Here is a 19,205-nt window from a genome sequence, read left to right as displayed (position 1 = left end):
CACCATGCCAACGGTACCAACGTACAATTCTCGCCAGACAGTTGACCAGGGACTGCCAGCGCCACAGGTCAGCGTTCAGACCAACCCCGATACGTTCGGTGCCGGGCTGGGTGAGGTAGGCAATCGTATTGCTGGCATATTCGCTCAGGAGCAGCATAAAGCCAACGTTGCGCAGACGCAGGATGCGGTGCTTCAGTTCCAGTCATTTGCTGATGATCAGTTCAACAACACTGATTCTGGCCTGTATACGAAGCAGGGTAAAAACGCTGTCGGGCAGTCAGAGGCAGTGCTGAACAGTATTCGTGGTAAGGCTGATGAACTGGCGCAGCAGGTACCCGAAAGCATGCGCCGTGATTTCATGCAGCAGATCAACCAGGCCGGTCAGCAGTACAAGCGGCAGGCCAGCACCTATGAAATCGGACAGGTGCGGCAGTACGAGGAAGGCCAGTTTAAAGCGCTGCAGGAATCGACTGTCACAGCCGCTCAGGGTCAGTACAACGATCCGCAGGCGTTTACCTCAACCGTTAAGCAGGGCTTTACCGCGATTGACCAGTTTGCTGAGGCACATGGCTGGAGCGATGAGGAGCGTGCCAACGCCAAAAACCAGCTGAAAGAGCGTTCTGCTGATGGTGCTCTGTCGGCGGCTGCCAATCAGAACTATATGGACTTCATCGCCGCGAATGGCGAGCCGGGCGATTATGACGGCGCGGTGCGGGTGAGTGGCAGCACCGGCGACGCGCGCGGGCTGCGCAACAACAACCCTGGCAACATTGAAGCGGGACAGAATAACTGGGAGGGTCAGTCGGGCAGTGATGGCCGGTTTGCCAAATTCGTCACGCCTGAACACGGTATCCGCGCGCTGGGTAAAAACCTGCTGGCGTATGGTGATAAAGGCTTCGATACGGTTAATGAGATAGTCAACCGCTGGGCACCAGCTTCTGATGGCAACAACACCACGGCCTATGTGAAGGCACTGTGTGAACAGCTCAGCGTTAAACCCGATGATCAGCTCAACCTCAGTGACCTGAATGTGCTGAAAAAGCTCAGTGCCGGGATTGTGAAGCATGAGAACGGCAGCATTCCTTATAGCGATGGTCAGCTGGATACCGGCCTTCGCGCTGCGTTGGGACTAACATCACTGGAAAGCCCTAAGCGCTATACCGGGAATGTGGCATTTGACGCAGCGAGCACACAGGCTCAGGCGTCATACCTGCGCCAGGCTAAATCACTCCAGGGTGAGGCACGCACTCAGCTTAAAGCGCAGCTGACAGATGTGATCAGCGATGCCAAAGCGTCATACCTGAAGGGCGTCGAGTACCCGAATCCGCCGAGTCAGGCACAACTGATTTCAGCTTATGGCTACCGCGAAGGAAACCAGCGCTTTGCCGATCTGGAAAACCAGCGTGTCGCCGGTCAGTACATTGGGTCTTTCCGCAATATGCCCAGCAGCAGCATTAACACCTACGTCGCTGACCTGAAAACGCAGATGGGTACCGGTGAAGGGTTCGCCGGTCGAGCGGATGCCTTTGATCATGTCGAGGCTGCAGCTAAACAGGTGATTAGTCTCAGGGAGTCGAACCCATACCAGGCGGCAATGGACATGGGCGTATATAAGCCGATTGCCAGCACCAATCCTGCTGATATCACCAGTGAAATTAAGAACCGCACCGCGGCTACAGATCAGCTTAAATCGCTGGGCATCAACGCGCCTATTCTGTCGAAAGAGGAAGCGGCATCAATCAGCGAGCGCGTGCGCGGCACTACCGATGTTAACCAGTCAATCAGTCTGTTGCAGTCGTTTGGCCGTGGCCTGCAGCCACAGGCATTGCGCAGCGTAGCAGCGTCAATCGCGCCGGACAGCGCCGCAACGGCTTATTCTGCGCTCATTCTCGGTACGGATGACAACCAGTACAACAACCGCTCGCCTTCAATCCCTTACAGCCAGTTCGTGGCCTATAAGCCGACGATGAATAAATATGAAGTCGCTAAGACCATCCTTCAGGGTGATCAGCTTATCAACCCGACCAAAGCGCAAAAGGATGCGGGGATCAGCGCGGTCAAACTGCCAGCAGATGACAAGCTCAAGCAGACCTTTGATGATGAAATCGGCAGTGCCTTTTCTCATAACCCGCAGGCGCGGCAGATGGCATGGTCAATTTATAAATCTGCCTATGCCGGGCTGGCGTACACCAGTGGTGATAGCGATGGCGTAAACACCAAATCCGTTGACAGCGATATCGCAGAGAAAGCGATCCAGATGGCAACAGGTGGTGTGATCAAAGGGTTCAACGGTGGTGACGTTGTGATGCCATTTGGCATGGACAAAAGCACGTTCAAAGATCGCTACACCGCCGCCGCCGGTGATGCACTTAAATCCGCCGGGCTTAATCCGGCCAGCCAGTCTAACTTTGTTCCGGTCAACGTGGGTGACAGCCAGTACCGCCTTGTTACGGGTAGTGGCCGCTGGGCGACCGATCCTAAAAGCGGCGCGCCAATCACAGTGAGGGTTCAGTAATGTCTGACTTATTTTCACTGGCCCCAGAAGGTCAGGCCTGGGCAGACGATCAGGCTGCAAACAAGCAGGCACAGCCTGATGATTACGATCCGCGCTGGTACGCTGGCAGCGGGTCCGCATTTTTCCGTGGTGCTGCTGAAGGCAGTATTGGTCTGGGGCAGACGCTGGTGGAGACGGCAAAACTGTCGCCAACATACAGCGCATTGCGCGGTGATCTGCCTGAGCTGGATGAGATTGTTGACCAGAACTTTTCGACGGTTCAGAAATCCCTGAATGATGCACGCAATGCAGTAAAGCCTGCACCAAACAGCCAAGGTATGGCGGCAGAGATTCTGGAAGGCCTCGGGACGTTTGCCCCGGCTATTGCCGCCTCAGCATTAGCAGGCCCGGTAGCAGGTGGTGCCGTAGCATTTGGCAGTAGTTACGAGTCAACACGTCAGGACTTTCTGGGAAAAGGTGTCAACGAATATACTGCCGGTACCCTGGCGCTGGAGCAGGCAGGCGCGAATGCCCTGGGTATGGCATTGCCTGCAGGCGTCGGCGGCAGACTGGCTACCCGTCTGCTGTCGGGGATAGGGATCAACACCGGTTTTGGCGCGGCTAACCGCTTTGCCCTGGGTGAGACCCTGGAAGAAAATGGCTATGACGAGCTGGCGAAGCAGTATCGCGTCTGGGATAAGCAGGCGCTGCTGGTGGATGGCGTGCTCGGTGCCGCGTTCGGCGGCGTGCATCATCTGACCGCGCAGCGTGCTGATACACCGCTGGCAGACCCTGCACCCGTTGCGTCGGATCCAGCTGCCAGCCCGACGGCTGAAGTTGATTCGCCGATCAGTGCGGAACCATCCGTAACCGCGGATGCAACTGATCAGACCGATGCGTCGGCACCGGGTGAACCAGCACCTGTCACCTATGAGTCACGTGTGGCAGAGCTGCAGGAATTAGCCGGTCAGATTGTCAGCCGGGGTGACCGAAAAGCGATCGCGCAGGAGGTGCATGACCTGCAGTACCAACACGACCAGGCCACCAATCAGCTTCAGGAATTAAAAAACACGCCATTGAGCGGCAGCGGTAAAGCGCTGTCACAGGCGCGGGCGCAGCGTACCGCCCAGGTGAACGAACTGGATTTACGAATCGGCCTGCTGAAAGAGCAGATTGATCAGCGCGGCGCCACGCTGGCGGACAGCAGTCCCGGCGGCCGGTTCTATGAAGCACGGTCTGACCTTTCCCGTATTGATCAGGGGTTGATCCCAGATAGCATGCGCGGCCTGGTACCAGAAGCACAGATTAAGCCGAGTGATGTGGATGCGGCACATGTCATGAACGAGGGGCTTTATTACGATCTGGAATCGTCTCCTGTTGTTCACTCCGGCAATGAAAGTCTCAACAGCCATGTTGCTGCGATGGACCAGGCATCGCGCCAGTTGATGTCAGGCGAGCCGGTGAACGTATCTACTCAGATCCGGGGGCTGGACGGGATTGCGCGGCCCGATGCAATAGCTACCGGGGAGGCGCAGCGCGCAACAATCAGCGAAGCGTACCGCGAAAACGGTATAGCCGAAACCGCACCACAGCCAGCGGAACCATTGATACCTCCGGTCCGGGAGGGTAGTGCCTTTGCTGGTGGCCGTTCAGCGGAAACGTCCGCGCCTGAACAAATCAGCACCGACCCGGTAACGGGCGAGTCGATATCCTCAAACAGCTATGACCTGATGGTTGCGCGTGACATGTCACAGGCTAATGCAGACATCATGATTGCACACCCCGATACAGGTGAACCTGTAAGCCTGGCGCAGGCGCTGTCGGATCTTGATAATCAAATTGCCACCGTGCAGAAAGAATCGAAAGTTTATAGCGTGGCCGCAACCTGCTTCCTGAGGAATCCATAATGAAACAAGCCTGTGTTGATGCCATCACCCAGACGCTGGGCCGCCAGCCGTTGGCGTCTGAACTGAAAAATATTGAAGACCTGATCCGTGACTCGGTGCGTCAGGTATCACGCATGAATGCAAAAGGGGGTAAGAGCGGGTTTCCGGACGCAGACACGTATAAACAGGCGGCTGATCTGGCGGCACGCCGGGTTGTGCATGACGTGTTTAAGAAGCGCCAGCGCCTGGCACAGAATGCTATCGCCATTAATAACGTTACTGAAACGCTGAACCGCAACGTTCCGGCGGCGGAGCAGACACCTAAAAATCTGACGCAGTTTATTTTCTCCGGGCGCCGCGTGGCCGATGGCAAAGAGATCGATGTGGTCTCAGCGGAAGAACTTGCGACAGGGGCTTTTCAGGACTGGTCACGCCAACTCAGTGCTGAAATGACGGCGGCGGGCACCGATGTTCAGAAGTTTTTCGAACAGGCTCAGGCGCTGGGCGAGCAGCGCTTTCGCAATATGTTTGATCAGCGTGTGGGGAAATCGTCACAGTTACAGCTGCTGAAGGAAATCTACGGTGAAGACACCGGCAACCCGGCAGCGAAGAAGATCGCCAGTATCTGGTCAGATGTAACTTCGCGTGCACGGCAAGAAATGAACGACAGCGGCTTTGATATCGGCCTGCGCGATGACTGGCATCTTCCTTATGTTGATGACGCTGATCTGGTGCGTGCTGCTGGGCGTGAGGAATGGCTGGCCACACTGCCGCTGGCGGAACGCACACAGGCAAGGCTGGCGGGGCGCATGCCACCGGGCGACTGGGCGCGACGCGCATGGGTGGATGACATCTACAATACTCAGGACCGGTCGCAATTTGTTAATCCGGACGGCACGCCGATGAATGATGTGCAGTACCGGGAAGCGCTCGAGTACATTTTTGAAACCAAGGCGACGGACGGCGCTCAGAAACTCGACCCCGGTGCTTTCGCTGGTAGCGGTGGCCTGAAAAACCGTGGCACGCAGAGCAGGGTGCTGGCGTTTAAGGATGCAGAAAGCCACTTCGGCTATATGGAAAAGTACACGCAGCAGCCAGTAGTCGGCGTGATGATGGGCCATCTGCAGTCGGCATCGCGTGATCTGGGGGTTGTTAAAGCATTTGGCCCGGACGCGGCCACTAACTTTAAGCTGATAGCCGATCGCGTCTACCAGAACGCTGTGAAAATTGACGGTGCAGGCCACCCGATTGCTGAGATGAATAAAGAGCGCGAGCTGGTCCAGCGTATGTTTGACTCTATGGCCGGGCTGAACGGTGTGAACAGCACCAGCGTATTCTCATCGGCGGTTGGCGGCCTGCGTAACCTCATGACATCCGCAATGCTCGGGTCCAGTGTCATCACAGCGACATCGGATCAGGCAGTCATGCGCGCAGCAGCACAGGCGCTTGGCTTTGATCGCAACGGTATGCGGCTCTCTGCCACCACAATACGCAACCTGTTCAGTGGCGATGCAAAGCGTGCTAATGCCGAGCTGGGTTTACTGGTTGATGCGCACTCAGCAGTGATCGCCAAGATGGGCGGCTTCGACCTTACCCGGGGGATCACGGGCTGGTTTGCTGAGAAAACGCTGAAGTGGTCCGGGCTGATTGCGATGGACCGGGCGAATAAAGCGGCATTCGGCCTGCTGATGTATAAAAATATCGGTGAACTGACCCGCCGCTATTCTACCCTGGACGCCCTGAAAGGTTCTGATAAAGCGCTGCTGTCCTCCAAGGGCTGGAGTGCTGAAGACTGGGCAATCATGAACGCCGCCGAACTAAAGCCGCTCACCGCCAGCGGCCACATGGGTATGACGCCGGACGCTATCTACGCGGTACCCGATGAGAAAGTCAGGGAGATACTGGCAGGACAGATTGAGCGCGTGCGCGCAGGTGCTGACGAGGCGCTGGCTAATCTTGGGGCGATGACAGATAGCCGCGCCGCTAACCTCCGTCAGGCTTACGATGCTGAAGTTGAGCAGACAGTTAGCCGGATGGTGCGCAATGCGCGCGCTGAGGCAGCGCAGAAGCTTCTGGGCGTAACCCACGGTGAAATGACCCAGGCAATCACTACAGCCACCGGCATTGATACTTACGCCCGGGATCAGGGTGGCGAGCTGTATAAGAGCTTCATGCTTTTCAAAACCACACCGTTCGCTGGCTTCCGGCAGATGGTTACCCGTGCGCAAAATCTCGACCGCGTGCCGGCTCTTAAATTCCTCGCAGCTTATATCGGCGGTACAACACTTACCGGCATGTTCGCCAACCAGCTTAATGCGCTGTTGTCAGGGAATGATCCGATCGACATGACGAAGCCCGGCGCATGGGTGGGTGCTACGCTGAAAGGCGGTGGTTTCGGCATCTATGGTGATTTCCTGTTTCAGGATCACACTCAGTATGGCTCCAGTATTGCAGCGACGCTGGGCGGCCCGAGCTTAGGCCTGGCTGAATCCCTGATGAAGCTGCTGATCACCAACCCACAGAAAGCCATGCAGGGCGAAGAAACGTCATTCGGTGCCGATGCCATCAAAACCGCCAGGATGATTACCCCATTCGCTAACCTGTGGTATACCAAAGCCGTGACGAATCACCTCATCCTGCAACAGCTTCAGGAGATGGCAAACCCAGGCTACAACGACAGGGTACGGGACAGGGCACAAAATCAGTTTGATGTTAGCAGCTGGTGGAACCCTGGAGATACTGAGCCGCGACGCGCTCCGGATTTGGCAAAAGCAGTGGGGGAATAGTGGAAATAATTATGAAGCTGGCCGTGATTATCGGCTGGTTTGCAGCTGTCGTTGTGGCCGCGATTTGCTGCTGGTCTGCGATCATATGGCTGCTAAACAGGAAAATAATCAACGATAAGGGAGCCGCCGCGATTTGCTTTATCGTGGTGTTCCTGGCAATCCTTTTTTGTTCAAGATACAACTGAGCCCGCATTGCGGGCTTGTTATTACCTGAAAAGTAATTAGTCCGGGCGAACAGATGGGCAGGTAATACTTATCACGTTTTTTCGATGCACGCCTTCATGTATTCGAGGTGAGTAATCATGTCTGACTTAACTTTCTTTGTAGCTGTGACATAGTTAAAAAGCGCGTTCACTTCATCTCGGGCTCCGCCTACGCAGTTCCCTTTTCTTTCCAGTTCTTCCAGTAAACGTATGATTTTAGAGTCCTGTGAAAGCTTCGTAATACCTTCATCACTGTACAAATTTTCCGTGTATGCATCACTGCTTGGGTAATGATATTCAGTGCCATTTTTCATCGCGTTCGCCCTCCTGATTAGACTGTATATATATCCAGTAAATTGCGCAAGTTTTTGACCTCAAACGTAACAAAAAATTGTAACCCATAATCGGCAAACGATAGTTACCAATTATTCATTTATGCATTGAATGCTGTAAACTTGAGGGTAATTTAAACACCCGGAGCCAGCACAATGACCGTATCAACAGTCGTAAACCACGAACAATACGAGGGTAACGGCACTACTACCGTTTTCCCTTTTCGGTTTCGCATTCTAAAAAGTAGCCATATGGTCGTCACTGTGTCTGATACAGAGGGCGTTCTAAAAACTCTGACACTGGGTACTGATTACACTATCACTGGGGTTGGCTTTGTCGCGGGAGGGAATGTTGAATTAAAGAGTCCGCTCGCAGAAGGATGGCTGATTTCACTGGACCGTGACCTTCCAGCTGTCCAGGAAACCGATTTAAGAAATCAGGGCCGGTTTTTCGCTGAAACACACGAAGACGCTTTCGACTATCTGACAATGCTGATTCAGAGAACCATGTCTTTGTTCGGCCTGGCGCTGCGTAAACCGTCATGGATAGCGAATTATTACGACGCGCTACTGAACCGGATCTCAAACCTGGCTGATCCTTCTCTGCCGCAGGATGCAGTCACTAAAAACTATGCTGATAATGTTGCCCAGTTGAATCTCAACAAAACGCTGCGAGTGCCAGAAGCCTTCGTTTCGCCAGTGCCTGAAGCACAGGCAAGGGCAAACCGCATTCTGGGCTTTAACTCAAAAGGAGATCCTATCGCGGTAGTGCCGGGGACGGGTGATGCCAGCCAGGTGATGATCGACTTAGCCAGTTATGAGCCTGATAAAGGTGATGCGCTGATTGGCGTGAAACAACCGTGGGATGGTGCGAAAGCAAGAACGCAGCACGACCATAATCAGGATTTCAGAAACATACATGATTTCGATGATGTTGATCCCACTGCACAGGTGGAATCGACTATTGCTTTCCAGAAGGCGCTCAATTCCTTTGGTGTAGCAGGTGGCACCCTAAGATTACGATCTGGGGCTAAATACCTCATTGGATCAATCACCGTGCCTCAGAACGTCAGCATCATGGGCGAACTGCTTTCGCCGGAACAAACCAAGCCCAATACCACTCAGTCATACTATGACTTCGGTACGCAGTTGCGGCTGAAGAACGGCGCGACGATAACCACAGATCGCGCGGCTTCGTTGTTTAACCTGCTAATCATTAAAGACGGCTTATCGTTGCCGGTTGTAGACAACGCCACAGCTGCAACTGTCCTGGCTCAATATTCGGGAACAGCTATTCAGACCACTGAGCCAGGCGGTACATTTGAAAACCTGCTGGTTCTGGGTTTCGATTATCCCTTTATGAGCCAGCCTGTTATCCCGCATTGTGGAAGACGTTTATTTAAAAACTTCAAATATGACTGTAACAACGGCCCGCATTTAGAATATGCCACTGATATTGATCGATTCATTGGCGTGCATGGCTGGCCGTTCCTGACAGTTCATGTGACGAATATTTCAGAAGCAAACCTGAAAAGACCTGGCACCGGTTTTTACCTCGGAAATGTTGCCGACTGGGCCCAGCTCATCGGGTGTTTTAATTATGGTTACAAGGTCGGGTTCCATTTTGATAGTGTCTGGAACGTCCAGATAAATGGCGGTGGTGCGGACCTTACGCAAACTGCAGCCATCACATTCACCGGAACATCCCGTTTCAGTCACATTAACGAGTTCTTCACCAACTCTGAAAATATCGGGTTGAACATCATTACGAGCGGTGGCCAGCCTGAGATAAGCTCATTTAACTGCAACTTTAACGGGGTTAATTTTGGGGCTTATGTAACCACAGGCACCTACCTTTCTACCGGAGATAGATTTATAGGCGGTAAAGTAGGCGTTGCATTCAGCGACGGAACGGTTACCGGACGGCTCTCATCTCCTCACTTTACTGGTGTTCAGACACCATGGCAGATGACTGCATTAGCTGCCAGTAAGGTCTCCGTTAACAACCCAACGTATGGTGCTGATCAGCCGTATTCGACGAATGAGTTGCTGGAAATCGGCACTGAAAAACAGCTGTTCGATCGCCGGCCGGTTGCTGCTGGTGTAGGCGCTTCGTTTACCCTGGGCGGTTTTTATAACTATGGCCTGGGCGGATTCTTCCGTATTCAGTCGAGACTGACAGGCGGGAGCCAGGGAGCTGAGAGCTCCAATACATTCCTGCAGACGTTCCGAGCTGGAGGGTGGCAGGATACCTGGGGAATTATGAGTGATGGCACCCTCAGACCTGCTGGGGATGGCAATCAGCCTCATGGCACTGCTGACCACAGGGTAGGTCAGATTTATACATCAGCTAACCCGATCGTCACCTCGGATGAAGAGACAAAGACGGATATTACCGACATCGAAGAGAAGGTGCTCAGAGCCTGGGAGAATGTTGAATACAAAACCTATCGGAATAAACAGGACGTTGAAGATAAGGGTGATTCAGCAAGGTATCACATCGGCTATGTTGCCCAGCAAATCAAGGAGTCATTTGAGAAGGAAGGCGTTGATCCCTTCAGATATGGCATCCTTTGCTTCGATGAGTGGGAGGAAAAAAAGGCTGTTTATGATGGTGAGGGGAGAATGATTGAACCCGCCAAGGCGGCAGGTAGCCGCTATGGCGTGAGGTATGAAGAAGCGCTGGCGCTGGAATGCGCCTTAATGCGCAGAAAGATGACCAGCCTTTAAAATCTCATTAAGGGCGCGCTTAAGCGGCGCGCTCTGTTTTTGCTCTGAATGAAACGCTCATCGTGCGTGCTTCAATAGTTATGTGTATGAGGTAGGAGCAAACAGTGACTATTGCTATTGCCAACAAATAAGATGCAACTTTGCTAAAGCCATTATCCAGCAAAATATTCAAAGCTGTGAAACCAAACGTCACATGAATCAGATACAGCGGATAGCTTATCTTAGAAATGAACCGGAGTATTTTACTCGGTTTTATTTTGCTTCTGAATGAGTAAGCCACAAGGAAAGAAATTAATGCATATGTGCAACTCATTGATTCATCAAATGCCTGTGATGCTATCTGACTGTTATAAAACGAAACTGTAGTAACTGACATCAGATAAAAGGCATACAAAACAAAGTGCTCTTTTTTTATCATGTTACGGTACAGAAGGTTTATGGCTACGCCTGAAAGCATGAAGGAGATGAAGATTAATTCTGTTGGAAGCATTCCGGGCAATTTAATTGAAAATAGGTTTACGAAAAGTGATACCAGCGGAACCAGTATAAGAACAGTCATAGAACCACGTTCAATCTGCTTTTTGATTAATGAGCAGATAAGATAAAATTTTATCTCTATTGCGAGAGTCCAGTTAACCATGTCAACAGAACGGTCGAGAGTAATAGTCTGAAATAGCGTGAGGTTGGAAATTATTTCTTTTGGTGAAAGGTAGCTTTTTTCTGCGCTATTCCCTAACAGACTTATCAAGGTGATGCTTAGCAGGGTACACACCACATATGTTGGCATGATCCTAAGCATCCTCGATTTTATAAACTGAAGCTTTGTTTTATTTAACAAAGAGAATGGAATTACGAATCCACTTATGACAAAGAAAATACCAACCCCAAAAGGGCCAAACCCAAAGCCGGGGATGAAGTCAGGGACAATTTTCTGATAGAACATCTCTATGCCATAGCTTGCTACATCGGAGTTGATAGTCGTGGATGCAAGCTGACGATCAAGACTGAAAGTACCAAACCAGTGAACAAGTAAAACAGAAATAAATGCGATACCGCGTAGCTGATCAGCAAATTCTATCTTTTTCATTCAGTTACTCTGCAAAGTAAAATTATGTTTCAAATCTTTAGATAATCTTAACATTGCGCTGAGAAACTTTACACGCAGAAATTTAAGAATAGCCTGAAAATTACCAATAACCCGTATATGCATATTTGTGTATAGTACCGACATTAACTACGATGGAGGTGAGCTATGCGCTATGCAGGTGGTTTCCATGACTGATCCGCTTTCAATGACAGGAACATCCGCTGTAATCAGCGGCCTGAGTGGGTCAGCCTGGCTGGCTTTTTTTTATGGTGTTCCGCCTGAGGTGGTGCTTGGTGCTTTTTCTGGTTCAGTAATTTTCGTTACTGCTGCCCAGGAGTACCCGATCAAGAGGCGCCTTATCCTGGCATTAATCAGTTTTATCGCGGGAGTGATCGTATCCCGCCCGGCTGCAGCCCTTCTAATAGCCATCATTTCCCGGTGGGCTGACGTGGCGCCCGGATCGGTAGAGGTTCAGTCAGCCTATGCTGGTGCAGCCCTGATTATGTCTGTCGTTGCAGTAAAACTCTTGATGCGTCTGTACAATCGATCGGGTGATCCTCTGGCAGCTCTCAAGAGGGGCTCCGATGATGACAAGTTATGACCTGCTTCAAGCGATGAATGCTCTTCTGTGCGGCGTTATCGTTATGCGTCTGGTGACGTTCCGCCGTGAATCGGCAACGCACAAACCTGCCGGGGGCTGGCTGGCATACGCCATTATCGTAATATGCGCTTCCGTACCCATCCGAATTGCCTACGGCTATCACGTCAGCACTGACTACGCCGATCTCCTCATCAAAATTCTGCTGTGTGGTGCCGTGCTTAAAACGCGCGGCAACGTCATGCAGCTCTTCACCATCGCTCACCGGGGAAAGAAACGTGAAAATTTCCGATAACTGCATTGCCATGATTAAGCAATTCGAGGGGCTGGAGACCAAAGCTTATCCTGATCCCGCCACCGGCGGTGCGCCATGGACCATCGGTTATGGCCATACTGGCAACGATGTTCGCCCAGGTACTGTCTGGAATCAGGCTCAGGCGGAAGCAGTGCTGAGAACTGACCTGGCTCGATTCGAATTTCTGGTGAGTACTGCACTCACAACCACGGTAAATCAAAACCAGTTTGATGCTCTGGTGTCTTTCTGCTTCAACGTGGGACCAGGTAAGAAGGGGGTGAAGGATGGCCTGCTGGTACTGAAAAACGGTAACCCATCCAGCCTGCTGCGTCTTACGAACGCCCGTGACTTCGATGCAGCTGCCGGTCAGTTCAAATTCTGGGATAACGCTGCAGGCCGGAAAATGCGCGGGCTTACCCGTCGCCGTGCTGCTGAAGCCTTTCTGTATTCAGGTATGGATGTGGCCACCGCCATTAAACGCGGTCTGGCTGCAGCATGATAGCCGCAGCTGCTTTTCTGAAAGCTTACTGGCGGCCGCTTGTTGCGCTGCTACTGGTCGCGGTTGGTTCGCTGATGCTTCTCCGGGTTGGTTACGGGATTGCTGATCGTTCATGGCAGGAGAAATGGAATCAGCGTGATAAAGCTGATACTGCTGCAAAGCTGACATTCACTCAGGAGCAGCGCCGGATTGAACTTAGCCGCCAGGCGGAAATTAATAATATTCAGAGAGAAGCAGATGATGAGAATCGTAAAGCTGATGCTCAGCGCGCTGTTGCTGAGCGTGCTGCTGACCGGCTGCAGTCGGGAATACAGAACGCCATCACCCAATTACAGCAGCGACGTGGCAGCGATACCGGAATTACCAGCAGCGGGAAGGCTGGGAGAACCCCGGGCGATCTGCTCGCCCAGTTGTACCGAGAAATTGACTCAACAGCGGGAGAGCTGGCGGCAGAGGCTGACCGGCGCGGACGTGTTGCCTTAACCTGCGAAAGGTCATACGATGCGATCCGCAATTCATCTCTTAAACCTGCCCGTAAATAGCCTGAAATTTAGTCACCTTCATCTGATGACGGTACGACAGACGGTATGGTGCATGCACTCTCTTTAAATAGCCTTTAAATTCAAAGGCTATACACAGCAAAACATAATTGAGTGGGAATAAGTTGTCTCACAATCATCTGAACTCATTTAAAAATGAGTTCAGATGATGATGTCTGATACATCAGCAGTCGCGTTTTTGATGGTGCAGATCGGTCGTAGGTGAGAAAGCGACATCGATACCATGTCCCGGATAAGGAATGCCGGCATGGTATCGAAAACGCTGAGTCACTCAGATCTTAGCTATAACTTTTTTCAGCCTCCTCTATAGTGCTGGCGTGTGTTTCAAAGAACGTCACGCACAGCCTTCAATACGCTTTGATTTCGGACCAGAAGTTATCCATCGTTTTACACATCGATACCTGGCCATCAGGCTGCGGTTTGACAGCGACCCATTGCCTGCCGTCAGTCGAAAGCTCATCCAGATGGAATGAACAGTCTGCCGACATAGTGACCTGCAACATGTAATTCATTCCGGGCCCAGGCACGAAGGTCAAGGTCCAGGCACACTGCCGGGAATATTCCAGCTGCCAGGGTAATTGATTACCGGCGGCCTTTGCACACCGGGGATTCCCCAATGCGGCCTTCCTTACACAGGTCGAGATTGTCTTTACGTTTAAAGCCTGCGTCTTTCATGCAATAGAAGTGCGTTAATGCCGCATCGATTGACTCGTCGCCTATGCCCGCGACATTGGGGTACCCGCATGCGAGCATGGCACTCTTGACACCCTCGACCGAGACCCCGCTCTTTTGCCAATTGACGAAGTCCGGCGGCGGCGGTTGAAAGCCCCGGCCTGTGCAGCCGACCAGTAACACAGCACAAAGGCTCAGCGACAGCCTTCTTTTGAACATGACTTGCTTCCTCAGAATTCTGTTCGGGTAAAGTGGGAGATGTCGTCGGGTGAATGCCTGGAGAGTCTAACACGCGGCTCAGTCACTAACCGTGACGGAAGGCAGAGGCGTCAGAATGGCAATAACCCGGTTCGTGCCGACTAACCCGGATGCTCAAAAGCTCGCTGCCCGGCGGGATTTTATAGCTTTGACCGTACGCAGAGCCATCGTTTTAACCATTAAGCACATCCACTGACCCTGCTGGCGGTTTTCTGTTCACATTGCCGGGAATTACGTTATTCTCCATGCAGTAAAAGCCTGCACTTCACTTCAGCTGTGTCCTGCTTTCACCGATGTATCCCAACGCCGCCGCTTACTGAAATCGCCTGCTACTCAGGCGTTTCGTGATTCTTACGTCATCAGGAATGTTGTCATGCTCTCACTTAAAGTGTTCAGCCTGTTTTTTGTGGCCGTACTGCTGTTATCGCTGGGGGCCAGCATCGCGCAGGCGACGCGTCACAGCGAAACCGCACAGCCTGGCGGATGGGCGACCGCCCGGCGCGATTCGTCCGGCATAGCGCCCGATCCGCGCGCCTTATATAACCTGGCTATCGTGCAGGTCTATGCTGCGCCGACTTATGGCTGGAAAGGGCGAGTAGCGGTGCATCCATGGATCATCTTCAAGCGTGCCGGTGAAACACGCTACACGCGCTATGAAGTGATCAGCTGGGGCAGTGGCGATAAGGTCCGCCGCAACACTAACCTGCCTGATGGCTACTGGTATGGCGCCAGACCGCGACTGCTGGTGGAACATCGCGGACCGGAAGCCGAAGCGATGATCCCGCAGATAGAGGCCGCCATCAAATCCTACCCGTGGCCGACAACCTACCGTGCGTGGCCCGGACCGAACAGCAACACGTTCCTGGCGCACATTGGCCGCGAGGTGCCGGCTTTAAAGCTGGATCTGCCCGCTAACGCACTGGGCAAAGATTACCGGCCACTGTGGCGTCCTGTCGGGCTGCCACCATCCGGGCGCGGTGTGCAGGTGTCGATTCTGGGTGTGGCCGGTGTGACGCTGGGCGCTGAAGAGGGGTTTGAAGTGAACCTGCTGGGTCTGAACATGGGTCTCGATTTCACGCCGTTCCGGCTGCGTCTGCCGTTTATCGGTGGCCTGGGCAATGACAATCTTCAGAAAGATAAGCCCTGATAATCTGGCCCCGCCTGGGGCCATTTTGCTTCAGCACACGCCAAAGTCACCCTCTTCATGATAGAGATTGACGCTCTCTGCCTTCACTTCGATCTCTTTCTTCGCAGCATCATCAACGCGTGCGCACCACAGGGTATCGCCTTCGACGCGCAGCACCTGCATTTTAGGTCCGCCAGTTTTCGACTGAACAAAATCTTCTGCTTTAAACATTCCTGCCTCCGTTATTGAACGTTATTCCGGCCGGATTCTCGCTGGCGCGGTTTATTTTTTGCGTGACGTTTTCCAGTTTATACCCTGACCGTTTTACTGCGAGAAAAAGTCTGCGCATGCTGAGCCGCATTAAGAAATATTCATCAGGTTGTCAGTTGACAACTCGTTAATTCGGCGTCAGGATAGGGACACATATGGCAAGGAAGCGGCATCCCAATAAAGAGATTGAGACGGCGTTACGTTACGCCGAAACCCATGGCTGGCTGGTTGTCACGGGAGGTCATCACGCCTGGGGCAAGATGTACTGCCCAAAAAATCTGTTGATGTGCCGATGTGGGGAGTTTTGTCTGACCTGCATCTGGAGCACACCCAAAAATGCACATCAGCATGCCCGAGCCCTGCGGCGCGTGGTTGATAACTGTCACTATCTGAAGTCCTGATGCAGCACAAGGAGAGGCATATGGAATATTGTTTTACACTGCGGTTTAGCCTGCCGGAAGGGCATGCGCCGGTAGATGAGTTGCTGGAAACGCTGGCAGCAGCAGGCTGTGATGATGCGCTGATCGGTCTGGGTATGCCGGGGCGCATTGCACTGGAGTTTACCCGGGAGTCTGACTCTGCAACGGCTGTACTGATGCAGGCGGAACAGGATGTGCTGCGCGCGATACCGGGCGCCACACTGGTGGAAGCGGCACCGGATTTTGTGGGATTGACGGATGTGGCGGAGATCATCGGCATGACGCGTCAGAATATGCGTAAGCTGATGCTCAGCCACCGCCCGCCGTTTCCGCTGCCGGTGCATGACGGTAAAACCGCCATCTGGCACTTAGCGGATGTGCTGGAGTGGCTGAGCCAGCGCGGCAACTATACGCTGCCCGAGGCAACCCGTGAGCTGGCACAGGTGACGCGCCAGCGCAATCTTAACGGGTCGCTACAACGTTACGGCCTGCACGCATGAAGATCAGTGCGGCAGCAGGAAGATTGTCGCCAGTCCCAGGAAGATAAAGAAGCCGCCGGTATCGGTCAGGGCGGTGATCAATACGCTGGAGCCAACGGCCGGATCGCGCTTCATTTTGGTCATCACCAGCGGGACCAGCACGCCCATCAGCGCGGCCAGCAGCAGGTTCAGCGCCATGGCCAGCATCATGACCCCGCCAAGCGCCATATTGTCATACATCAGCCACGTAATGCCGCCCATGATGCCGCCCCAGAAGATGCCATTAATCAGCGCCACGCCAAGTTCACGGACAATCAGAAATGAAAAGTTACCGGGTTCAACCTGATGTAAGGCCAGCGCCCGCACAATCATGGTGATGGTCTGATTACCGGTGTTGCCGCCGATACCCGCAACGATCGGCATCAGGGTCGCGAGGGCCACGATTTGCGAAATGGTTCCCTCAAACAGCCCGATAACCCGTGAGGCGACAAAGGCGGTGCAGAGATTGATTGCCAGCCAGGCCCAGCGTTTACGTACCGATTTACGCACCGGTGCGAAGACATCCTCTTCCTGACTGATGCCGCCCATTTTACGAATGTTGCTTTCGTTTTCGGCATTTACCAGGTCAATGATGTCTTCAATGGTCACACGGCCAATCAGTTTGCCCTTCGCGTCGGTGACGGCGGCAGAGATGAGGTTATAACGCTCAAAGGCGCTGGCGGCGTCTTCGGCCTTATCGTTGAGCTGGAAGGTTGTAGGGCGCGCGTTCATAACGTCGCTCACCAGGGTTTTGGGTTTGTTAAGCAGGATATCCGTCAGCAGCAGCTCGCCCAGCAGCTGATTCTCTTTATTGGTAATAAACAGCTTATCGGTGCCGCCTGGCATGCTTTTACGCTTGCGCAGAAAACGCTGCACCGTCGCCAGGGTGACATCGTCGCGCACCGTGAGGATATTGAAATCCATTACCCGGCCCACGCGGTCACGGTCGAGTTGCACCATATCAAGCATGCGGGCGCGCAGGGCGGGCTCTACGGTCGCCAGCAGGCGTCCGGTCAGGTCACGTGGCAGATAACGCGCCAGCCAGACCTGGTCGTCAATATCCAGCGGCTGAATAGCACGCAGGATATCGCGGTCGCTCATCTCTTCGGTGAGGCTGGCCCAGACCGTTTCAGAGGCTTCAACCAGCACATGGCCGCGCCGCTCGTTCGGTACCAGCCGCCACAGCGCCTGACGCTCTTCTTCGGGCAGGGCTTCGAGAATATCCGCGAGGTCAGCGGCATGCAGTTGCAGAATGTCCTGTTCCAGCGCATCACGCTGGGCCGCATTTTCACGTTGCTGTTCAGGATTGAGATCGCCGGATTTCTCCAGCAGAGCATCAACCAGATCGTGCTCGTTGAGCAGCAGCGTCAGAATACGATGACGTATTTCACTTAAACGTTGAGATTGAGAAGCAGACACATTGGATCCCTTAGTCTGAAAGCACCAGCACGAAGTGTAGCGTTTCGCCTGAAAAAGGGATGCAAAAAAGAGTCCAGTTATCTGGAGAATGTTTACGTTTCAGGCGAAAAGTCAGTATTCGTTAGCGCGTATCACCTGAAGTCACGGTGACCGGTTCAGGAATAGCTTTCTGTTGCTGATGATGCTCGAAGGCAGCAGGCAGGATAAAAATCAGGCGACTAAAGAGAATGATAAAACTAATCAGCAGCACAATGCGGGTCATGGTGCCGGTTTTTTGACGTCTTCGGGGAGAAATAGCGCTGTTCACGCGGGGTGGTTCCTGTAATGAGCCCATCAGGGGGCGACTGCAATATTTAGTCACAGTCGCCTGATGAAATCAATCGCTGTTGAAAAAAACAGCAGGTAAAGATCAGCAACTCGCTTTTTGCGCCAGCAGCGTAGCAAAGCGGCAGGTAATGCGGTTGCCATTTTCATCTTTACGATGCAGCTGACCAGGATGCTCGTTGTACTTCACGATGTGCCAGTTGCGGTAGTAATGGCTTAATTCACCTGACCTGAAAGCAAAGGAAAAATCAGCCGGGCAGGGCATATCGTCCGTGTTCATCGCCGCCACGATCAGGTTAAAACCATCTCTGACCGTACAGGCCTGCATGTCGGCAATCAGCTGCGGAATGGTCTGCGGCTGCAGAAACATCATCACCACGGTCGACAGCACAAAGTTGAAGCCGCCATTGAAGCGCGTGTTGTTGAGGTCGCGCTGCTCGGTGTGAATCCCGCTGAGATTTTCCTGCGCAATAATCTCCTGCAGGCGGGCCAGGCTTTGCGGATTATGATCCCACGCCGTGACGTCAAAACCATGCTGATTCAGAAACAGCGTGTTGCGTCCCACGCCACAGCCAAGGTCAAGCGCCTTGCCGACGTTAAGCTGGGGCAGAGCCGCAACCACTTCGGAGTGGGGCGGCGTTAAACCATAGGTTTCGGCAAAATAGTTTTCGCCTGAAAGGGGTGCGGTTGGTTGTGTCATATTCATCATTTCAGTTAAACGGGCGCCAG

General features: G+C 53.1%; 19 protein-coding genes. 11 read left to right on the top strand and 8 right to left on the bottom strand.

The genetic code is table 11. The features are described 5' to 3' along the window. The first annotated feature begins 4 nt into the window (after positions 1–4). Genes ACN1CO_RS10205 through ACN1CO_RS10195 form a run of 3 tightly spaced genes read left to right on the top strand, consistent with a single transcriptional unit; the run spans position 5 to position 7,166 of the window. Positions 5–2,515, top strand: coding sequence for a hypothetical protein (locus tag ACN1CO_RS10205; RefSeq protein WP_419138835.1), 2,511 nt, complete (start codon positions 5–7; stop codon positions 2,513–2,515). Next, positions 2,515–4,401, top strand: coding sequence for a hypothetical protein (locus ACN1CO_RS10200; protein ID WP_419138834.1), 1,887 nt, complete (start codon positions 2,515–2,517; stop codon positions 4,399–4,401). Before ACN1CO_RS10205 ends, ACN1CO_RS10200 begins: the two co-directional genes overlap by 1 nt. Further along, positions 4,401–7,166 carry a hypothetical protein gene (locus ACN1CO_RS10195; protein ID WP_419138833.1) on the top strand — a complete coding sequence of 922 codons (2,766 nt, stop codon included), beginning with the start codon at positions 4,401–4,403 and terminating at the stop codon, positions 7,164–7,166. The genes ACN1CO_RS10200 and ACN1CO_RS10195 overlap by 1 nt, the downstream gene beginning before the upstream one ends. 256 nt (positions 7,167–7,422) lie before the next feature. Here ACN1CO_RS10195 and ACN1CO_RS10190 read toward each other — a convergent pair whose 3' ends face one another. After that, a complete protein-coding gene (locus tag ACN1CO_RS10190) occupies positions 7,423–7,683 on the bottom strand; it encodes a hypothetical protein (RefSeq protein ID WP_419138832.1) in 261 nt (86 codons plus the stop codon). A 174-nt stretch (positions 7,684–7,857) separates the two neighbouring features. Here ACN1CO_RS10190 and ACN1CO_RS10185 point away from each other — a divergent pair, with 174 nt between their 5' ends. Continuing rightward, a complete protein-coding gene (locus tag ACN1CO_RS10185) occupies positions 7,858–10,431 on the top strand; it encodes a tail fiber domain-containing protein (RefSeq protein WP_419138831.1) in 2,574 nt (857 codons plus the stop codon). A 19-nt stretch (positions 10,432–10,450) separates the two neighbouring features. On the opposite strand, the gene ACN1CO_RS10180 is transcribed toward ACN1CO_RS10185, so the two are convergent. After that, complete coding sequence (locus tag ACN1CO_RS10180; protein ID WP_419138830.1) at positions 10,451–11,518, bottom strand: acyltransferase family protein; 1,068 nt, start codon at positions 11,516–11,518, stop codon at positions 10,451–10,453. A 187-nt stretch (positions 11,519–11,705) separates the two neighbouring features. Here ACN1CO_RS10180 and ACN1CO_RS10175 point away from each other — a divergent pair, with 187 nt between their 5' ends. The 4 genes from ACN1CO_RS10175 to ACN1CO_RS10160 are packed head-to-tail and all read left to right on the top strand — an operon-like array spanning position 11,706 to position 13,452. After that, the gene (locus tag ACN1CO_RS10175) at positions 11,706–12,119 is read left to right on the top strand and encodes a putative holin (protein WP_419138829.1); all 414 of its coding nucleotides are present in this window, start codon (positions 11,706–11,708) and stop codon (positions 12,117–12,119) included. Then, positions 12,103–12,411: a phage holin family protein gene (locus ACN1CO_RS10170; protein WP_419138828.1), complete on the top strand. Its 309-nt coding sequence runs from the start codon at positions 12,103–12,105 to the stop codon at positions 12,409–12,411. The genes ACN1CO_RS10175 and ACN1CO_RS10170 overlap by 17 nt, the downstream gene beginning before the upstream one ends. Further along, entirely contained in the window at positions 12,395–12,910 is a 516-nt protein-coding gene (locus ACN1CO_RS10165) for a lysozyme (RefSeq protein ID WP_419138827.1), read from the top strand. Before ACN1CO_RS10170 ends, ACN1CO_RS10165 begins: the two co-directional genes overlap by 17 nt. Next, positions 12,907–13,452 (top strand): DUF2514 family protein, encoded by a 546-nt coding sequence (locus ACN1CO_RS10160; RefSeq protein WP_419138826.1) that lies wholly within the window; start codon positions 12,907–12,909, stop codon positions 13,450–13,452. Before ACN1CO_RS10165 ends, ACN1CO_RS10160 begins: the two co-directional genes overlap by 4 nt. 365 nt (positions 13,453–13,817) lie before the next feature. Here ACN1CO_RS10160 and ACN1CO_RS10155 read toward each other — a convergent pair whose 3' ends face one another. Both ACN1CO_RS10155 and ACN1CO_RS10150 read right to left on the bottom strand, forming a co-directional pair. Beyond that, on the bottom strand, positions 13,818–13,973 hold the full coding sequence (locus ACN1CO_RS10155) for a hypothetical protein (RefSeq protein ID WP_419138825.1): 156 nt from the start codon (positions 13,971–13,973) through the stop codon (positions 13,818–13,820). Between the two features lie 79 nt (positions 13,974–14,052). Next, entirely contained in the window at positions 14,053–14,361 is a 309-nt protein-coding gene (locus tag ACN1CO_RS10150) for a hypothetical protein (RefSeq protein WP_419138824.1), read from the bottom strand. Positions 14,362–14,773: 412 nt separating this feature from the next. Here ACN1CO_RS10150 and ACN1CO_RS10145 point away from each other — a divergent pair, with 412 nt between their 5' ends. Continuing rightward, positions 14,774–15,547: a DUF3750 domain-containing protein gene (locus ACN1CO_RS10145; RefSeq protein ID WP_419138823.1), complete on the top strand. Its 774-nt coding sequence runs from the start codon at positions 14,774–14,776 to the stop codon at positions 15,545–15,547. A 30-nt stretch (positions 15,548–15,577) separates the two neighbouring features. Here ACN1CO_RS10145 and ACN1CO_RS10140 read toward each other — a convergent pair whose 3' ends face one another. After that, complete coding sequence (locus tag ACN1CO_RS10140) at positions 15,578–15,757, bottom strand: hypothetical protein (protein ID WP_022624131.1); 180 nt, start codon at positions 15,755–15,757, stop codon at positions 15,578–15,580. A gap of 194 nt (positions 15,758–15,951) precedes the next feature. On the opposite strand from ACN1CO_RS10140, the gene ACN1CO_RS10135 reads away from it, so the two are divergent. Continuing rightward, complete coding sequence (locus tag ACN1CO_RS10135) at positions 15,952–16,197, top strand: hypothetical protein (protein ID WP_419138822.1); 246 nt, start codon at positions 15,952–15,954, stop codon at positions 16,195–16,197. Positions 16,198–16,217: 20 nt separating this feature from the next. Continuing rightward, complete coding sequence (locus ACN1CO_RS10130) at positions 16,218–16,715, top strand: helix-turn-helix transcriptional regulator (RefSeq protein ID WP_419138821.1); 498 nt, start codon at positions 16,218–16,220, stop codon at positions 16,713–16,715. Positions 16,716–16,718: 3 nt separating this feature from the next. On the opposite strand, the gene mgtE is transcribed toward ACN1CO_RS10130, so the two are convergent. From mgtE to tehB, 3 genes are all read right to left on the bottom strand, one after another. Continuing rightward, positions 16,719–18,152: a magnesium transporter gene (gene mgtE, locus ACN1CO_RS10125; RefSeq protein ID WP_419138820.1), complete on the bottom strand. Its 1,434-nt coding sequence runs from the start codon at positions 18,150–18,152 to the stop codon at positions 16,719–16,721. A gap of 121 nt (positions 18,153–18,273) precedes the next feature. Further along, positions 18,274–18,459, bottom strand: coding sequence for a YfgG family protein (locus ACN1CO_RS10120; protein WP_013358709.1), 186 nt, complete (start codon positions 18,457–18,459; stop codon positions 18,274–18,276). Positions 18,460–18,561: 102 nt separating this feature from the next. Next, complete coding sequence (tehB, locus tag ACN1CO_RS10115; RefSeq protein ID WP_419138819.1) at positions 18,562–19,176, bottom strand: tellurite resistance methyltransferase TehB; 615 nt, start codon at positions 19,174–19,176, stop codon at positions 18,562–18,564. Positions 19,177–19,205 lie beyond the last annotated feature (29 nt).

It is taken from the genome of Pantoea sp. R13S299, assembly GCF_048515925.1.
Lineage (GTDB): Bacteria > Pseudomonadota > Gammaproteobacteria > Enterobacterales > Enterobacteriaceae > Pantoea.
Note: the sequence above shows the minus strand (reverse complement) of the source record. Positions and strands in the feature narration are given on the sequence as shown.

What these genes read in the sequence shown, in the direction of transcription:
- ACN1CO_RS10205 (WP_419138835.1), top strand. Translation starts at nt 5, where the DNA reads ATGCCAACGGTACCAACGTACAATTCTCGCCAGACAGTTGACCAGGGA.
- ACN1CO_RS10200 (WP_419138834.1), top strand. Translation starts at nt 2,515, where the DNA reads ATGTCTGACTTATTTTCACTGGCCCCAGAAGGTCAGGCCTGGGCAGAC.
- ACN1CO_RS10195 (WP_419138833.1), top strand. Translation starts at nt 4,401, where the DNA reads ATGAAACAAGCCTGTGTTGATGCCATCACCCAGACGCTGGGCCGCCAG.
- ACN1CO_RS10190 (WP_419138832.1), bottom strand. Translation starts at nt 7,683, where the DNA reads ATGAAAAATGGCACTGAATATCATTACCCAAGCAGTGATGCATACACG.
- ACN1CO_RS10185 (WP_419138831.1), top strand. Translation starts at nt 7,858, where the DNA reads ATGACCGTATCAACAGTCGTAAACCACGAACAATACGAGGGTAACGGC.
- ACN1CO_RS10180 (WP_419138830.1), bottom strand. Translation starts at nt 11,518, where the DNA reads ATGAAAAAGATAGAATTTGCTGATCAGCTACGCGGTATCGCATTTATT.
- ACN1CO_RS10175 (WP_419138829.1), top strand. Translation starts at nt 11,706, where the DNA reads ATGACTGATCCGCTTTCAATGACAGGAACATCCGCTGTAATCAGCGGC.
- ACN1CO_RS10170 (WP_419138828.1), top strand. Translation starts at nt 12,103, where the DNA reads ATGATGACAAGTTATGACCTGCTTCAAGCGATGAATGCTCTTCTGTGC.
- ACN1CO_RS10160 (WP_419138826.1), top strand. Translation starts at nt 12,907, where the DNA reads ATGATAGCCGCAGCTGCTTTTCTGAAAGCTTACTGGCGGCCGCTTGTT.
- ACN1CO_RS10155 (WP_419138825.1), bottom strand. Translation starts at nt 13,973, where the DNA reads ATGTTGCAGGTCACTATGTCGGCAGACTGTTCATTCCATCTGGATGAG.
- ACN1CO_RS10150 (WP_419138824.1), bottom strand. Translation starts at nt 14,361, where the DNA reads ATGTTCAAAAGAAGGCTGTCGCTGAGCCTTTGTGCTGTGTTACTGGTC.
- ACN1CO_RS10145 (WP_419138823.1), top strand. Translation starts at nt 14,774, where the DNA reads ATGCTCTCACTTAAAGTGTTCAGCCTGTTTTTTGTGGCCGTACTGCTG.
- ACN1CO_RS10140 (WP_022624131.1), bottom strand. Translation starts at nt 15,757, where the DNA reads ATGTTTAAAGCAGAAGATTTTGTTCAGTCGAAAACTGGCGGACCTAAA.
- ACN1CO_RS10135 (WP_419138822.1), top strand. Translation starts at nt 15,952, where the DNA reads ATGGCAAGGAAGCGGCATCCCAATAAAGAGATTGAGACGGCGTTACGT.
- ACN1CO_RS10130 (WP_419138821.1), top strand. Translation starts at nt 16,218, where the DNA reads ATGGAATATTGTTTTACACTGCGGTTTAGCCTGCCGGAAGGGCATGCG.
- tehB (WP_419138819.1), bottom strand. Translation starts at nt 19,176, where the DNA reads ATGACACAACCAACCGCACCCCTTTCAGGCGAAAACTATTTTGCCGAA.